This window comes from Odoribacter sp. N15.MGS-14 (assembly GCF_000980245.1).
In the GTDB taxonomy this organism is placed as follows: Bacteria; Bacteroidota; Bacteroidia; order Bacteroidales; family Marinifilaceae; genus Odoribacter; species Odoribacter splanchnicus.
Genome location: NZ_LARE01000009.1, coordinates 26,986 through 42,758, shown reverse-complemented (window position 1 = coordinate 42,758; position 15,773 = coordinate 26,986). Strand labels below are relative to the sequence as shown.

At 42.6% G+C, this 15,773-nt stretch carries 17 protein-coding genes; 6 read left to right on the top strand and 11 right to left on the bottom strand.

The features are described 5' to 3' along the window. Positions 1-38: 38 nt before the first annotated feature. The 8 genes from WS34_RS03235 to WS34_RS03200 form a co-directional block, all read right to left on the bottom strand. The gene (locus WS34_RS03235) at positions 39-614 is read right to left on the bottom strand and encodes an RNA polymerase sigma factor (protein WP_013613216.1); all 576 of its coding nucleotides are present in this window, start codon (positions 612-614) and stop codon (positions 39-41) included. Between the two features lie 17 nt (positions 615-631). Then, positions 632-1,393, bottom strand: a complete 762-nt coding sequence (locus WS34_RS03230) for a TPM domain-containing protein (protein WP_013613217.1) — start codon at positions 1,391-1,393, stop codon at positions 632-634. A 2-nt stretch (positions 1,394-1,395) separates the two neighbouring features. Continuing rightward, a complete protein-coding gene (locus WS34_RS03225; RefSeq protein ID WP_013613218.1) occupies positions 1,396-1,833 on the bottom strand; it encodes a TPM domain-containing protein in 438 nt (145 codons plus the stop codon). Between the two features lie 3 nt (positions 1,834-1,836). Beyond that, positions 1,837-2,427, bottom strand: a complete 591-nt coding sequence (locus WS34_RS03220) for a LemA family protein (protein WP_013613219.1) — start codon at positions 2,425-2,427, stop codon at positions 1,837-1,839. Between the two features lie 122 nt (positions 2,428-2,549). Beyond that, positions 2,550-3,623 (bottom strand): DUF4934 domain-containing protein, encoded by a 1,074-nt coding sequence (locus WS34_RS03215; RefSeq protein WP_157741857.1) that lies wholly within the window; start codon positions 3,621-3,623, stop codon positions 2,550-2,552. Positions 3,624-3,650: 27 nt separating this feature from the next. Next, a complete protein-coding gene (locus WS34_RS03210; RefSeq protein ID WP_013613221.1) occupies positions 3,651-4,595 on the bottom strand; it encodes a calcium/sodium antiporter in 945 nt (314 codons plus the stop codon). 14 nt (positions 4,596-4,609) lie between these two features. Further along, positions 4,610-5,539, bottom strand: coding sequence for a DUF3137 domain-containing protein (locus tag WS34_RS03205; RefSeq protein WP_046403126.1), 930 nt, complete (start codon positions 5,537-5,539; stop codon positions 4,610-4,612). Between the two features lie 9 nt (positions 5,540-5,548). Next, a complete protein-coding gene (locus tag WS34_RS03200; RefSeq protein ID WP_046403124.1) occupies positions 5,549-6,100 on the bottom strand; it encodes a LemA family protein in 552 nt (183 codons plus the stop codon). Between the two features lie 108 nt (positions 6,101-6,208). Here WS34_RS03200 and WS34_RS03195 point away from each other — a divergent pair, with 108 nt between their 5' ends. Continuing rightward, on the top strand, positions 6,209-6,820 hold the full coding sequence (locus tag WS34_RS03195; protein ID WP_013613224.1) for a LysE family translocator: 612 nt from the start codon (positions 6,209-6,211) through the stop codon (positions 6,818-6,820). Positions 6,821-6,826: 6 nt separating this feature from the next. Here WS34_RS03195 and WS34_RS03190 read toward each other — a convergent pair whose 3' ends face one another. Continuing rightward, on the bottom strand, positions 6,827-7,195 hold the full coding sequence (locus WS34_RS03190; RefSeq protein ID WP_013613225.1) for a YccF domain-containing protein: 369 nt from the start codon (positions 7,193-7,195) through the stop codon (positions 6,827-6,829). Between the two features lie 115 nt (positions 7,196-7,310). Between WS34_RS03190 and WS34_RS03185 the strand changes: the two genes are divergently transcribed. The 5 genes from WS34_RS03185 (at position 7,311) to WS34_RS03165 (ending at position 12,629) form a co-directional block, all read left to right on the top strand. Continuing rightward, positions 7,311-7,832, top strand: a complete 522-nt coding sequence (locus WS34_RS03185) for a hypothetical protein (protein ID WP_013613226.1) — start codon at positions 7,311-7,313, stop codon at positions 7,830-7,832. After that, on the top strand, positions 7,822-8,229 hold the full coding sequence (locus WS34_RS03180; protein ID WP_013613227.1) for a phosphoribosyltransferase: 408 nt from the start codon (positions 7,822-7,824) through the stop codon (positions 8,227-8,229). The genes WS34_RS03185 and WS34_RS03180 overlap by 11 nt, the downstream gene beginning before the upstream one ends. A gap of 58 nt (positions 8,230-8,287) precedes the next feature. Further along, positions 8,288-9,217 (top strand): DUF362 domain-containing protein, encoded by a 930-nt coding sequence (locus WS34_RS03175; protein ID WP_013613228.1) that lies wholly within the window; start codon positions 8,288-8,290, stop codon positions 9,215-9,217. Positions 9,218-9,287: 70 nt separating this feature from the next. Beyond that, positions 9,288-10,808 (top strand): 4Fe-4S dicluster domain-containing protein, encoded by a 1,521-nt coding sequence (locus WS34_RS03170; RefSeq protein ID WP_046403121.1) that lies wholly within the window; start codon positions 9,288-9,290, stop codon positions 10,806-10,808. A gap of 108 nt (positions 10,809-10,916) precedes the next feature. Beyond that, entirely contained in the window at positions 10,917-12,629 is a 1,713-nt protein-coding gene (locus WS34_RS03165) for an ATP-dependent nuclease (protein ID WP_046403118.1), read from the top strand. A 31-nt stretch (positions 12,630-12,660) separates the two neighbouring features. Here the strand turns inward: WS34_RS03165 and WS34_RS03160 are convergent, their stop codons facing one another. Both WS34_RS03160 and WS34_RS03155 read right to left on the bottom strand, forming a co-directional pair. Then, positions 12,661-14,334, bottom strand: a complete 1,674-nt coding sequence (locus WS34_RS03160) for a SulP family inorganic anion transporter (RefSeq protein WP_046403115.1) — start codon at positions 14,332-14,334, stop codon at positions 12,661-12,663. Between the two features lie 243 nt (positions 14,335-14,577). After that, positions 14,578-15,768 carry a BACON domain-containing protein gene (locus WS34_RS03155; protein WP_286693613.1) on the bottom strand — a complete coding sequence of 397 codons (1,191 nt, stop codon included), beginning with the start codon at positions 15,766-15,768 and terminating at the stop codon, positions 14,578-14,580. Positions 15,769-15,773 lie beyond the last annotated feature (5 nt).

The following is a 15,773-nucleotide window of genomic DNA, read 5'->3' as shown; positions in this document are numbered from 1 at the left end:
TAATGAATTGGAATTTAATCTTTTGTGTTTTTGGTTTTTTATCTTTTTTTGTCGGATAAAAGCAAAAACAGGATGATATTTTGGGTTATATCGGGATAGGCCTGACGAATTTTTTTGAGGGCGTTGACTAAAAGCGTATTCACCGTAGCGATAGAAATGCCTAGTTTAGCTGCAGTTTCTTTATAATGTAATCCTTGTAAATAGATACATTGCATGATTTGACGGCTTCTTTCGGGAAGCTTATCGATTTCGTTTTTGACCCGGGCCAATACTTCTTCTTCCAGGGTATCGTATTCTTCCCAGGCTTTGTCGGAAGACTTCAGATCGGTAGCATGGCGCAGGGGATCTTTTTTTTCCATCCGGTCGAATGCCAGATTGCGTACAGAAGTGTAAAGAAAAGATTTAAAGGTGGTTGCTTGTAGTGAGGTTTGGGTCCTTTTTTCCCATAAACGGATAAAAAAGTCCTGTACCAGATCTTCCGACTGGGGAATGTTGTTCAGGAAAGAAGCCGCCCATAGTACCAAAGGCTTGTAATATCTGGTAAACAAATATTCCATGCCTTTCTCCTCGCCTTGATTGAGGAGTGAACATATGGTACTGTCCGGTATTTGCATTATCTGTATTTATCGTTTTACCAGCTTCCACTGGCCCCGCCACCGCCGAAACTCCCTCCGCCGAAACCTCCGAAGCTTCCGCTACCTCCGCTGAAAGAACCGAAATTGCTGCCGCCACCGCCGAAACCTCCGAAAAATATGGGAGGGATTCCTCCACTTCCATGGCTACCTGTGGTATACCCTTTTTTTCTTCGGAAAAACAGAGGCAGGAGAAATAGGATCAAGATAGGAATGATGATCACTTCGGCACTGCCATTTCCGTTTTTGCGGGCATATTGTTCGGCTGTAAATTCCCCACCGGCAAGCTGCATGAGTACATCTGTCGCTTTGTTAATTCCCCGGTAATAATTGTTTTGTTGAAATTCAGGTATAATTTCGTTCCGGATGATTCTCGAAGCGATGGCATCCGGAATGACTCCTTCCAATCCATATCCGACGGCAATGGCTACTTGTCCTTTTTCTGTCCTGCTCTTGGGCTTGATCAGAAGTAAGACTCCGTTGTCTTTTCCTTTTTGGCCGACTCCCCATTTTTCAGCTAAACGCTGGGCATAATCGCTGGGGGCGTAGCCTTGTAGGGTGGGTACGGTTACTATTGCGATCTGGGTGGAAGAAGTGTCGTTAAAATTTCTCAACTTTTGCTCCAATGCTTGTTGTTGCTGTGGACTGAACAGCTGAGTGAAATCATTGACTATCCGTTTGGGGCGCATCGGTTCGGGTAGATCCTGAGCCTGTAAAAAGGAAGTAATGCATATAAAGAAAATAAGGACTGATCGTTTCATGTTTAATTTTTAAATGAGATATCGTCCGACAGTTCGTTGACATCGTCTGCCTGATAGGGAAAAAAAGCTTTTAGCTGCTGTCCTGCAGTCAGGACAGCTTCGCAAACTCCCTCGCAAATCTGTCCTGATTTGAATTTTTCTATCATATTGTTTTTTATGTCATCCCAAAAATGGTCCGGCACTTTCGCATTGATCCCTGCATCTCCCAATATCGCCAATTGTTTATCTTCTAATGCGACGTAAATCAGTACACCGTTCCGCAAGGCTGTCTTATGCATTTTCAAGTCGGCAAAGACCTGGGCTGCACGGTCGAGTACATTCTTCCGGCAATGATTTTCGAAATGGATCCGGATTTCGCCGGAAGTATCTTTTTCTGCTTGCCGGATGGCGGCAACCATAGCGGTCTTCTGAGCCGGGGTGAAAAAATCGGATGGTTTCATTGCTCAAAATTCTACTTTAGGAGCATTTTCAGCTCCTGCATTGGCTTCAAAATAGGGTTTGGAGGTGAATCCGAACATTCCGGCTACCAGGTTTCTGGGGAATTGCAGGATGAAAGCATTGTAGCTGCGGGCGACATCGTTGAATTTCCGGCGTTCTACTGCTATCCGGTTTTCCGTTCCTTCGAGCTGGGCTTGCAAATCAAGAAAGTTTTGGTTAGCCTTCAGATCCGGATAATTTTCAGAAATAGCCATCAATCGGGATAAAGCGGAGGATAATTCCCCTTGTATGTTACTTAATTTTTTTAGGGCCGCTTCGTCGAGCTGGTCGATATTCAGCTGCATCTGAGTGGCTTTTGCCCGGGCATTGACTACTTCGGTCAGTGTATTTTCTTCGTGTGAAGCATACCCTTTCACTGTATTGACCAGATTGGGGATCAGATCCAGGCGCCGTTGATATTGGTTTTCCACATTCGACCATTGGGCCGATACGGCTTCGCGCATATTGACCATGCCGTTGTAAGCTCCTTTAAACCAAAAGAAAATACTCAATACAACTACAGCGATAACGATTAAAACAATGTATCCCTTTTTCATATGTTTATAAATTTTGTCAAAAAAATTTGTGTTTTTTTTAGAACAATTATTTCTCACAGATACAAAGTTAATGATTTCTGTGATTCGCCTGTGAAGATAGGACGAGAAATATTTCTATTGTTTTATAAAGAGGAGGATTTTAGATTTAAAACGACGATTACCGGATTAGCATCTTCGGTCAGGTTACGAAGGGCGGGGATAGCTGCAAGTTGTTCCGGTTGGATAAAATGAAAGAAAACCGGGGCCGGTAAAACCATCAAACCTTGATTTTGTACCATCTCCCGGGGAATGTAGGGAATCGTGTGATCGATATCGTTGACGAGGGTATCGCATACCGTGGCGGTCCGATGGGTTAAGTCCAGTTGAATCATGTATTGTTTCTGGCCGATAACGATGAGGTCCAGGACGGTTTTACCTAAGGAAATGAAATTGTGAAAATAAGGGAAGGTGATCGGTTTCGAAAGCGATTTTTTGAATTGTTCCGGGCTTTGATTATGACCGTAATCCAGGGATATTTTACGGGTAATACCGCTTTTACCCAAAAAATAGAGGGTGTCACTACCGGGACAACTGAATATAACCTCCTGGCTGGAGAAATCGGATAAATAATTGCTCGTACCGAAAGAGATAGAATCGAAAGGACTGATCCGAATTTCGTTTTCCAATTTCCCTTGTTTGTCATATAGGGAGACGGTTCGCCCATCCGAAATGATGATACCATTTTCCAGTACGTTAAATTCCATATTGAAGGATCGGTTTTGTATCAATGTTTTCAGGTAGTTTCCGTTCTTGTCGTAAGCCATGACGATGTGGCCTTTACCGTTATCGCCCGATACATAGATCACAGAATCACCGATGGAACTTTTTACTTTGAAGATACTGCTGTATTCGTTTGCTCCCCGTCCCCGGTTGTTATGCTGGGAGAGGTATTGCCCGTGGCGGTTGAAAACATAAAGGGTGTTTTCGGCGATAAGATAATAACGGCCGTTATGATAAGTGACCGATTGTACGTTGGCTATCAAAGCGGTATCTGGAGTTTCCAAAGGAATATAACGGATCCTGTCGAATAGTTCGGATAATTGTAATATCTTGTTATTGCTGAGATCGGTGTGAATATCGGCCGGGCTTTGGGGACGAGGTGAGCAAGACAGATACAGAACGATCATGAATAGGAGATATACGATAGGGGTTTTCATAACGGTATAAAAAAACATGCCGGTCTTTTATGATACGATCAATAAAGTCAGATAGGTGATATACAGGGTTAAAAATAAGGCACCCTCCCAGCGGTTGATCTGTCTTCCCTTGCCGGTGAAAACAAAAATAAACAGCAGGACGGAAACTCCGATATTGACCCATAAATCGGTTACACTATCCGTTGTTACCTTCAGAGGGGATATGCCGGCCGAAGCTCCCAGGATCAGGAAGGTATTGAAGATATTCGAACCCACGACATTTCCGATGGCTATATCTGCGTTTTTCTTGCGGGCAGCGATCAAGGAAGTGGCTAATTCCGGCAGGGAGGTTCCGATAGAGATAATGGTCAATCCGATGATTCGTTCCGAAATACCTGCCATCTGAGCCAGACTGACTGCTCCGTCAACCAATAAGCGTCCTCCTCCGACGAGGCCGGCTAGACCTAACAAAATAAAAAGTACGGATTTCTTCAGGCTGTAGGGTTTTATATTTACTTCTTCGGTTTCCTGACCACCCCGTTTGGCAATAAATAAGGTGTAGGCGATAAAAACGGCAAAAAAGCAAAGTAAACAAAATCCTTCTGCCCGGGTGATGATACCTGCCGGCTCACCGTTCGCCAATATCAGGATAAGAACTGCTGCCAGTACAGCCAGCGGAATTTCAATCCATGTTGTGGATCTTTTGATTCCGATAGGGACGAATAAGGCGGTTACTCCCAGGATTGCCATGATGTTGAATATGTTGCTTCCCAGAACATTACCTAATGCCAGCGCGGAACTTCCTTCGATCGATGAAATGATATTCACTACAAGTTCCGGAGTCGAGGTACCGAAGGCTACTACCGTCAGACCGATAACGATATTCGGTACTTTCAGCCGATGGGCCAGTGCTGCACCACCGTCGACCAGCAAATTGGCTCCATACACTAAAATAATAAACCCTGCTAATAAGTAAATGATATTTAGTAACATAAATCAATAAAAAGTTAATCTTTGGTCCAAATACGCAGATTCAGGTTTAAATCATGAATAATTTGAAATAGATTGACCAAGGTCCCGAATTCCCGTTTCAGTTTATCCGTATTCAACTGGCATTCCCAAATGTTGGTTTCAAAATGATTCGTTTGATCGGGAATGGCGATAATGACAGAAGAATCCCTGAAACTTACCGTTATTTTCCCCGGAAACCTGGAATCGAGTTCGAGTAATCTTTCCATTAAATTAGGAGTGAGGATGTATCGGGCTTCTACCTGATCTGTAGAGAATACGTCGAACTGCTTTTCAAAGTTCGGATTTTCCAGTTTTACTCTCTGTTTGCCCAGGTTGAGTTTGAACCAGGAGTTACGGAAAACAACCGTTTGGCCCTGAAAGTTTTTGTTGAAGTCGGCTATAAAAAAGAAACCTCTGAAAATATCTATCCAGTGTTCCTGCCTGCGGCCTTTGGAATCGGTCGTGACCCGTTTTTCTTCGGCTATAATTTCCGAACAGATAAAACTGGTTTTATCGATTTTTCCGCAAATCAGATCTTCACTGCGATAACGGTCGGGAGAGGTGCTGAATAACCGGCTGTTCATAAAGACCGATTCTGCGATTCCGCTTTCCGGCCGGTAACTTGCTTCCTGGCAAAGATAGGAAATAATGGACGAGATGATATTTTCTTTATAATAAGCACATAATTCTCCCGACTTGGACTGAATACAAGAAAATAGTACGATCAAGCCGAGCATACATGCTATAAGGATACCCGGCCATCCCCCTCCGATAATCAGGCTGACGACAACTCCTGCCACAAGGGTAATACCCCCCGCTATCAGCCCGTTTTTCGTTCCTTTCGCTTTTAATTGCAGTCTCTTGTCTTCTGCTTGTCGGATTCGGGATTGCAATTGTCCATAAATATCCTGAAAGTTTTGTTCCATAACTGTGGATTAAGATCGGAACAATTTTTTTACATCCGGATTCACTTTTTCCTCCTCCGGAATAGCGAGTACTTCTTTTTTGGTAAAACTGAACAGGTTGGCAATGATGTTGGATGGAAAGGTCATCACCGAATTGTTGTAATCCGTAACAGCTGCATTATAGGTCCGGCGGGAAGCCGAAAGTTGTTCTTCTGTCTCGTTCAGTGTTTTTTGAAGTTGCATGAAATTTTCCGAAGACCGTAAGGCCGGATAGTTTTCAGCTACCATAAAGAAATTATTTTTAGCAGCAGTGAATGTTTTGTCAAAATCTGCTTTTTCTTCAGCTGTGAGGGAGTCGTAACTCTTCGTCCGTAAATTTGTGATTTTAGTAAATGTCTCTTCTTCGTGTTTCGCGTATTGCTGTACAGTAGCGACTAAATTGGGAATAAGGTCGAATCTTTTTTTCAGCATGACATCGATCGAACCGAAAGCGTTGTCGACATTGTTTCTTTTTCGGGTCAGCGTATTGTAAGATATAATGGCATACAGGAAAATAATACCCAGGATAATCAGTGAAATCATGATCGATGGATTTTAATGGTTATTGATTAAATTATTCTCACAAAATTAATTTTTTTTGATTATTAGCATTAATTTTAGCTGAAAATAATTAGAATCTGATTTATAGTTATGAACCTTTGGGGATTTATTAGTGCGGCAGTGCTGCTGACTTTGATGCCGGGACCGGATATACTTTTTGTGATTACACAGAGTATCACCCGGGGACGAAAGGCCGGGATGGTCTTTGCCGCCGGATTGTGTACCGGCTTGATCGCTCATGTAACGGCTGTCAGTCTGGGTGTTTCGATTTTGCTGATGAGTTCTCCTGTAGCTTTTACGATGTTGAAGTTTGCCGGTGCTGCTTATTTGTTGTATCTTGGAGTAAAAGCTTTTCTGGCCCGTCGGGAGAATCATTTCGAGTTGTCGGGAGACGCTGCTGTCAGTGGAAAACTATACCGGAAAGGGATACTGATGAATATATTGAATCCTAAGGTAATCTTGTTTTTTCTGGCTTTTTTTCCGCAATTTATAGATAAAGGGATAGAAAATCCCATTCCTCAGATGTTATTGTTAGGGCTTGTTTTTATGGTTCAGGCTTTCCTGATTTTTTCAATGGTAGCTGCTGTGGCGGATCGGTTAGCTCGTCGCTTGATGCAAAACCCTAAGGTGGCTTTGGCGGTGAATGTGGCAGAATCTTTGATTTATTGTGTCATCGGAGTCAGCATATTGTTTGTAAGATAAAAGGTTTTATTTTACATCGTGTCCGAAAGGAGTGAGTGCCAGTCCGGCTAATTTGAAATGTTGCATTCCGAATGGGATACCGATAATCGTGATGCAAAACAGGACTCCCCAAAAAATGTGCGATAGGAAAATCCAGATTCCGCCTATAAAAAACCAGATGATGTTCATCAGGGTAGAGAGGCATCCGTGGGGCGATTGTTTATGTACGATCTCGCTTCCGAAGGGCCATAATGCCAATATACCGAGTTTGACTGTCTGGAGCCCGAAGGGAATACCGATGATTGTGATAAATAATCCGATACTGGCGATGAAATATTCGACGGCGACGAAGATTCCTCCGAATAGTAACCAAATGATATTTCCTAAAATTTTCATGTTCCAAAGATAAGCATTGTTTTTTTTAATTTCAATCGGAAAAAAGTATAGCGATTGATCAAAACTATGAAAAATTTGTATATTTGAAGTGGTTAAATTTTAAATATGCACTAAGATGATGATCGTATCTCAATTTCGTCAGTTAAATCTTTCTGTTGTGAATGTCCGGACCTATTTGTTTGCGGTCCTTTTTGTCGGAGGAAATATGCTGCTTCCCCAATTGTGCCATTTAATGCCGGATGGAGGTAAAATATTTTTACCGATCTATTTTTTTACTTTGATCGCTTCTTATAAATTCGGTTTGAAAGTGGGTATACTGACTGCTGTATTGTCACCTTTGTGTAATCACCTCTTATTCGGGATGCCGCCGGCAGGGATGTTACCTGTTTTGTTGGTAAAATCTACGTTACTGGCTTTGGTGGGAGCTATTGTAGCCGACAGAAGTCAACGGGTTTCTTTATTGCATGTCGCTGCGGTGGTGGTGGCCTATCAGGTGCTCGGTGGTATAGCCGAATGGTTGATCGCTTCGGATTTGTCTGCTGCATTGCAAGATTTTAAAATCGGATTCCCGGGAATGTTGTTGCAAGTGGTGCTTGGCTGGGTAATCCTGAAAGGGTTGGCTAAATATGAATGTTAAGACTTTTGAGGAAGTAAGACAGCGTTTTCTGGAGATTACTTTCGAAGAACGATTCGATTTGATTGTTGCTGTTGCGAATGGAGGTATTATTCCGGCAGCGATGCTGAATCAGCGTTTGAATCTGGATATGCAGTTGCTGAAATTGCATTTAAGGGATGCCGATCAAAAACAATTGTACGACCGGCCCCGGTTGTTAGAGGAAATCCGGTTCGAGGTAAAAGGGAAAAAAATATTATTGGTAGAGGACCGGGTAAAAACCGGAACAACCTTGAATTATGCCCGACAGTTGTTGCTCGGTGCGGGGGCTGCTGTAGTGAAGACTTTTGCTGTCAATGGGAATGCCGACTATTGCCTGTATAATGAAATGTGTTTTCGTTTTCCATGGCGGACGGATTAAGGAGTTGTTCGTGCGTATGATGGGCCTTATAACTTTACGAACTTTATAAACAGACTTTATGGATCGTCGAGAATTTTTAAAGACACTAGCCTTGACAGGGGCTGCTGTGACAATGAAGTGGGATGGGGTGATGGATATCATGGCACAAAATACTTCTCAGGCCGGGGGATGCGATTTGGTCGCCGTAATGGGTGGTGAACCGGCAGAAATGTTCCGGAAAGCAATCGCTGAATTCGGAGGTATGGGGAAATTTGTCAAAGCCGGACAAAAAGTGGTTGTCAAACCGAATATCGGTTGGGATAAAGTGCCCGAATTGGCAGGAAATACCAATCCTGAATTGGTATCTGAAATTATTAAGCAATGTTTCGATGCCGGTGCAAAGGAGGTGGTTGTGTTCGATCATACTTGCGATGACTGGCGGAAATGTTATAAAAACAGCGGAATCGAAGAGGCTGCCAAAGCGGCCGGTGCTAAGGTGATGCCGGCACATGAGGAATCTTATTACCGGGAAGTGGAACTACCTAAGGCCAAAAGCCTGAAAACAGCTAAAATACATTCGGCTATTTTGGATTGTGATGTGTGGATCAATGTTCCTATTTTGAAAAATCACGGTGGGGCTAAAATGACCATTTCGATGAAAAATCATATGGGGATTGTCTGGGATCGCGGATTTTTCCATCGCAATGATTTGCAGCAATGTATCGCTGATATTTGCACAATCAGTAAGCCGGCGGTATTGAATGTCGTGGATGCTTACCGTCTGATGAAAACCAATGGACCGCGCGGAAAATCAGAAGCCGACGTGGTGCTGGCCAAGGGGTTGTTTATGTCGCCGGATATTGTCGCTGTAGATACGGCAGCTACTAAGTTTTTCAATCAGGTTGAAAAGATGCCTCTGGAGGTGGTTGGACATTTGGCTAAAGGAGAGGAGCTTAAAATCGGTACGATGGACATCAATCGCTTGAAAGTGAAGAGGATTAAGATTTGAAAAAAAGGTAAAAAAGGCTAAAAGCAAAAAGCTAAAGGCTAAAGGCAAAAGGCTAAAGGTGGGGGATGTTATGCTAAAAAAATTGCGTGTTTTGTTTGCGGTAGTCATGGGAGCCGTGATTACCTTTTATTTTCTGGATTTTGCCGGTTTAACTACAGGATGGCCTAATCTGGCACGGATACAGTTTGTCCCGGCCTTATTGGCGGGGAGTTTCGGTATTGTGCTGATTCTGCTGGTGGCGACACTATTATTCGGGCGTATTTATTGTTCGGTGGTTTGCCCGATGGGTATTTTTCAGGATGTCATAGCTTGGATAGCGAAGAAAATAAATCGTAAAAAGCATTATCGTTATACCCGTGAAAAACGCGTTTTGCGTTATGGGGTGTTGGGAATAGTGGTGTTGGCTTTTTTATTCGGTGCTACCGTGTTGTTAAGCCTGCTCGATCCATATAGTGCATTTGGACGGATGGTGGTAAATGTTTTCCGGCCTGTTTATTTGGCTGTAAATAATTTGCTGGCCTGGGTATTCAATAGTTTCGGTAATTATACGTTTTATCATACCGATATTTATGTATTGAGTATGGCCTCTTTTTTCATCGGGATCCTGACTTTCTGCGGGATTGGCTGGTTGGCCTGGAAGTATGGCCGTATCTGGTGTAATACTGTCTGTCCGGTAGGAACATTATTGGGTTTTTTATCGCGTTATTCTTTTGGGCGGATACGGCTAGAGGCCGATAGCTGTGTTTCGTGTGGGCTTTGTGAGCGGCAATGTAAGGCGGGATGTATCGATAGCAAGGCCAAAAAGGTAGATCAGAGCCGTTGTGTGGACTGCTATAATTGTCTGTCGGTTTGCCATAAGCATAGTATAAAATACGGATTGGGGTGGAAGAAAGAGTGGAAGAAGACATCGGAAAAGCCGGTGGATACTTCTAAACGGCAGTTTGTGGCTACCGTAGGGGCTTTGTCTTTACTCCTTCCCAACAAAGTGCTGGCTCAGGGAAAGGCTGTCGTTAAAGCCAATAAATCCTGGCAAAGAGAGCATCCGTTGAGCCCTCCCGGTTCTCAAAGTGCAGAGCATTTATTGAAACATTGTACGGCTTGTCATCTTTGTGTCACCAAATGTCCTTCGCATGTACTGAAACCTGCCTTTATGGATTATGGTTTAGGGGGGATGATGCAACCGAAAATGGATTTCGGTCATGGTTTTTGTAACTTTGATTGTACGGTATGTACTGAAGTGTGTCCGAACGGGGCTTTGTTGCCGCTTACCAAAGAGGAAAAGCATAAGCTGCAGATGGGGCGGGTGGTTTTTGTTCGCGAAAATTGTATCGTCAATACCGACGAGACCAGTTGCGGGGCTTGCTCCGAACATTGCCCTACTCAGGCCGTGACTATGATACCTTATAAAAACGGCTTGACGATCCCTTCCGTGAATCCCGATATTTGTGTCGGATGCGGGGGATGTGAATATGTCTGCCCGGTACGTCCGTTCCGCGCAATCTATATCGAAGGGAATCCGGTGCATCAGGAAGCTAAACCTTTTCAGGAAGCAGAGAAAAAAGAGGTAATACTCGATGATTTCGGATTCTGAGCCGAGGGAAAAATTGCCTTTTGTCAGTGAGAGGATAATCCTTATCGATCAGCATATTGATTCTCATTTATTTTCTGTATCTTTACCTCATTATTAGGTAAGATCGTTATGATACACAAGCTAATCCTTAAGAATTTTAAAAAAATAAAAGAAGAGACCTTTGAGTTCAATAATTTTGACTTAATTGTCGGAGCGAATAATAGCGGTAAAAGTACGGCTTTACAGGCATTAGCTATCTGGCAATACTGTATTGAGCAATTTCGTATTATGAAAAAAACTGGGAGTCGGGGGATTCAAATCGTATTACCGAATTTTACAGCTTTACCTCTTCCTGAATTCAATTTACTTTGGAATAATAAAACCGATCGTGTCTATACAAAAGAAGATCATAGTTCTAAAAAAGAACAAAAGTATATCTATATTGAAATAGATACTTATTGGAAAATTTCCAATGAAAGAGAATTAAATTTTAAAGTTTCACTAAGATATCAATCTCCTCAGGCTGTTTTTGCGATACCTGAAGGTGGATGGACTAACTTTAATGAATTAGATTCAAAAAGTTTATTACCGAGAATTGTCTATATTCCTCCTTTTTCAGGTATTGAACCTCATGAACAGTGGATGGATGATGGAAATGTCAGGCAACATGTGGGGAAATCACAACCAGGTTCTGTATTAAGGAATTTGTTGTATCGAGTTATCGATAAAGATATCGATATTAAGGAGAATGAAGAATGGCAAGAGATAGCAAAGCAAGTTAAGGATTGGTTCGGTGTAGAATTGTTGGTTCCACAATATACAAAAGGAATCAGTACCGAAATTAAAGTGGAATATAAGTCGAATGGTCGAGTTTTTGATATTATCTCGGGTGGAAGCGGCTTTCACCAGATTCTGACTCTTTTAGCTTTCTTCTATGGTTATCCGGGAACCACCATGTTATTTGACGAGCCTGATGCTCATTTGCATGTTAACCTTCAAAGAAAAATTATAAACTATTTTATTGAAAAAAAAGAAAGACAATTTTTAATTGCAACTCATTCCGAGGAATTTATTCAGGATGTAGATATTCATTCTATACTCTCTATTCTTTCGGGACAGCCTAAAAGAGTAAATGACAACGAGAATGTATTGAAAGCGCTGAGTGAAATAGATAATAACGATGTATTCAGGACGCAAGAAAATCCTTATATTCTTTATGTAGAGGGAGAAGATGATGAACGGATTCTTGCAGCTTGGGCTAATGTCTTAAATAAAAATGAGATTTATCAGAAATTTTATCCTTATATGTTAGGAGGTACAACGAAAAAGCTTATGAGTGATAAATCTGATATGCACTATAAAGCATTGAAACAAATCAATCCTGCTTTGAAGAGAATCCTTTTGCTGGATTATGATGATCAAGCGACTTATCATCCGGAGAAAGGAAATTCTTGTTTAAGGGAATGGAAAAGAAAAAATATAGATAATTACCTTTTAGTTCCAGAGGCTTGGGTGAGGGCTATCTGTTACGCATTTAATGAGACTGAAGTAAATTTATTCATTCAGCCTTATGTTGATATCGTTCGGGATTTTTTTGAAGCTGAAAATTTGACTTTACCTCCTCGTATTACTTGGAGAGAGGTGAAGGCTAATATTTTTTCTGTTGTAGATGGGAAAAAGATACTTTTTGAAAATTCTAATTCTTTGTTTCATAGATTGGCTGAGTGTAGTGGGGGAAGATTGAAAATAAATCGTCAGTTAGTAGCTAAAGCTATGCTTCCCGAAGAGATTCATGAAGATATATACGAGTTCTTTGAAGCTTTAGAACAACTTATAAATTGAAATAGGGACCGAAAAATTTTCCGGTCCTATTTCAATTTATCAATTCAGTGGTCCGTTGCAAGGCGGCGTGGATGTCTCTGCATATGTTTTCCTCCCCGATGACGTCGGCAAAGCCGGACTTTTGGAGGGTGGTACGTACCTGTTCGTTTACTCCGGAGAGGATGACCTGTATTTTTTCTTTCGTAGATAAACGGTAAAGGCTTTCCAGGTTGTGCAGCCCTGTCGTATCCATAAACGGTACTTTGCGCATCCGGATGATACGAATGCGGGGTTTGTCGCCGATGGTTTTCATACATTCGTCGAATTTATTGGCGACACCGAAAAAGAACGGGCCGTCGATTTCATATACTTCGACTCCTTGCGGTACGATCAGTTTTTCTTCTTCATGGTAGATTTCGCCCTCGTTCGACAGATCGAGCTGATCTTTGGCAACCGTGATATGCGTTACTTCGCTCATTCGTTTCATAAAGAGTACCAGGGCCAGTAACAGACCGATTTCTATGGCGATGGTCAGATCGAAAATGACGGTCAATAAGAAAGTAGTCAATAATACAGCGACATCCGATCTGGAGTTTTTCATCAATGATTTGAATGTACGCCATTCGCTCATGTTGTAAGAAACGATAACCAAAACGCCGGCCAGGCAAGCCATCGGAATATGTTTGGTCAAGGGGCCGAGGAACAAGAGTATCAATAATAATACAACGGCATGGATCAAACCGGCTACAGGAGTTTTGCCGCCGTTATTGATATTGGTCATGGTCCGGGCAATTGCTCCGGTGGCTGGAATCCCTCCGAAGAAAGGAACTACGATATTGGCTGCTCCCTGGGCTATTAACTCTGTATTGGAATTGTGTTTATGTCCGGTGACTCCATCTGCTACGGTGGCCGATAATAAAGACTCGATGGCTCCCAGAATGGCGATGGTGAAAGCTGCCGGCAGAAGCTGATTGATGGTTTCGATATTAAACGCTAAGCCGTTGGGAGTCGGCAGGCTGGCATTGATCTCAAAACGGTCGCCGATGGTTTCCAGGCCGGTGATATTCAGGTGATGGCGTAACAGATAACTGATAACGGTCATGACAATGATGGCGATCAACGAACCCGGTATTTTTTTAGAAAACCGGGGAGTGACGATAATGAGCAGGATACTTCCGATTCCTACCCCTAGTGCAATCCAGTTCGTTGTGTCGAAACTGTGGAAATAAGCAATCCATTTGGAGATAAAATCGGCGGGCACTTTGTCCATGGTTAATCCGAACAGATCTTTGATCTGAGTCGTGAAAATGGTAAGTGCAATACCACTGGTAAATCCGACGACGATCGGATAAGGGATAAAGCGGATGATTGTGCCTAGTTTAAATACTCCCATCAAGACCAACATGATTCCGGCCATAACGGTAGCGATCGCCAGACCCTCGATACCGAATTGTTGAATAATACCATAAACGATAACGATAAAGGCCCCAGTCGGTCCTCCGATCTGTACGTTACTCCCTCCCAGGAAGGAAACGATAAATCCTGCGATTATGGCTGTGATCAGACCTTGTTCGGGACTTACCCCCGAAGCAATACCGAAAGCGATGGCTAATGGAAGAGCAACGATTCCGACAATAATTCCGGCCATCAGGTCGGTAAAGAATTTTTCTTTCGAATAATTTTTTAGGGTATCGAATAATACCGGTTGAAAATCAATCCGTTTCATGACTAGCACACTTTTTTATAACAAGCTGCAAAATTATAAAATAAACTTTAAATAAAGAATGTCCGGCGCTAACAAAGTTGACTTTATGATGTAAAAGCCGTTTGATCGCCGGTCAAAGTGAATCATATCAGACGCTTCCCCGGTTGTTATGGCGAAATAAAGAAACCCTATCTTCTCTATATGAAGCGAATCGGCTTTCAGCGGGAAGATAGGGGAATGATTCCGATCGATGAAACGATAGAATCAGTTTGCGTCGATGTAGCTGATGGTGTGAATACGTTTACTGCTTACCTGGTGTTGGCCATCGTAAGTTGTAACGGTGATTTCCCGGATATAGCCTTCGTTGTCTGTCCGGTATTCGAAGACATGTTCGTCATTGTTGTACCCGTCTTTTTCTTTGCTCATCAGGTAAGCACTCCGTTTTCCGAAACAGCCGAAGGCTTTTATGCCTGATTCCTCGAATGCCAGGCAATCCAACCATTCGGTCTGGGATAACAGGTAATTGAAATCGACGTTACTATTATTGGGGATATGGCTGTATTCTATGTTCGTTGTGGCACGTGGCTCATCGGTTTCTCCTGCTTTTACCAGATTACCGTCTACCCAAATAGCCTGGTCTGTCGTTGGTCCGGAATTGCTGACTTCAGTTCTTGAGCTTGAAAAGTATCCGTTTTCATAAGACAGTTCACCCTGATCGATTTCCGGTTTTCCGATTTCGTTATATTCACAGGTCCATGTTTTTACGTTTTGTTCTTCGTCCAGTTTATATATGGTTTTATATTCGAATATCTGATTCTGATCTTCGACTTTTTCCAGACAAGTGATCGTATTGCCGGAATAACTGTAGGAATCACTCCAGTCCAGCATACGTTTATTGTCCGTATAATCGTATTCCTCATAGGTGGAAATCCGGTTGAGTTCATCGTAAGTGAAAAGGCGTTCCGATTTATGGGTCAGATTACCGGAAGAACCGTAATGTGTGTTGGTTATCTCTATTTTACTGACCAACTTCTTGTACTGATCAGGGCGTTCCGGATCGATAGGCGTATTTCCTTCTTCGGTTTGACCTTTTTGTTCGATTGTTACCGTAATACTACTACCACCACAGATAATCCGGATCGTAGCCTTACGGTCGGTTCCTGTATAATTGGGAGATAAGAGAATCTTTACGGTTACTGTTCCGGCTTCACCACTGGGTGGGTCGAGGGTGATCCAGTTCGAAGTATCTGTAGCCTTCGTAGCCGAATTGTAATTTATTTCAGTCTTCCAGGCTTCTTGTGCAGTGAAAGTAATGCCTCTTTCCGAGGCGTTTGCATAGGCACTTTGGTTCAGCTGATCTTTTGAAATGCTGATGCTGTCCGAAGAATTATCATCGTTGCAGGATAGGAAAATAATACTCAGACAGAGGGTGAATAAGGATAGGTAATGTTTCATTGCCG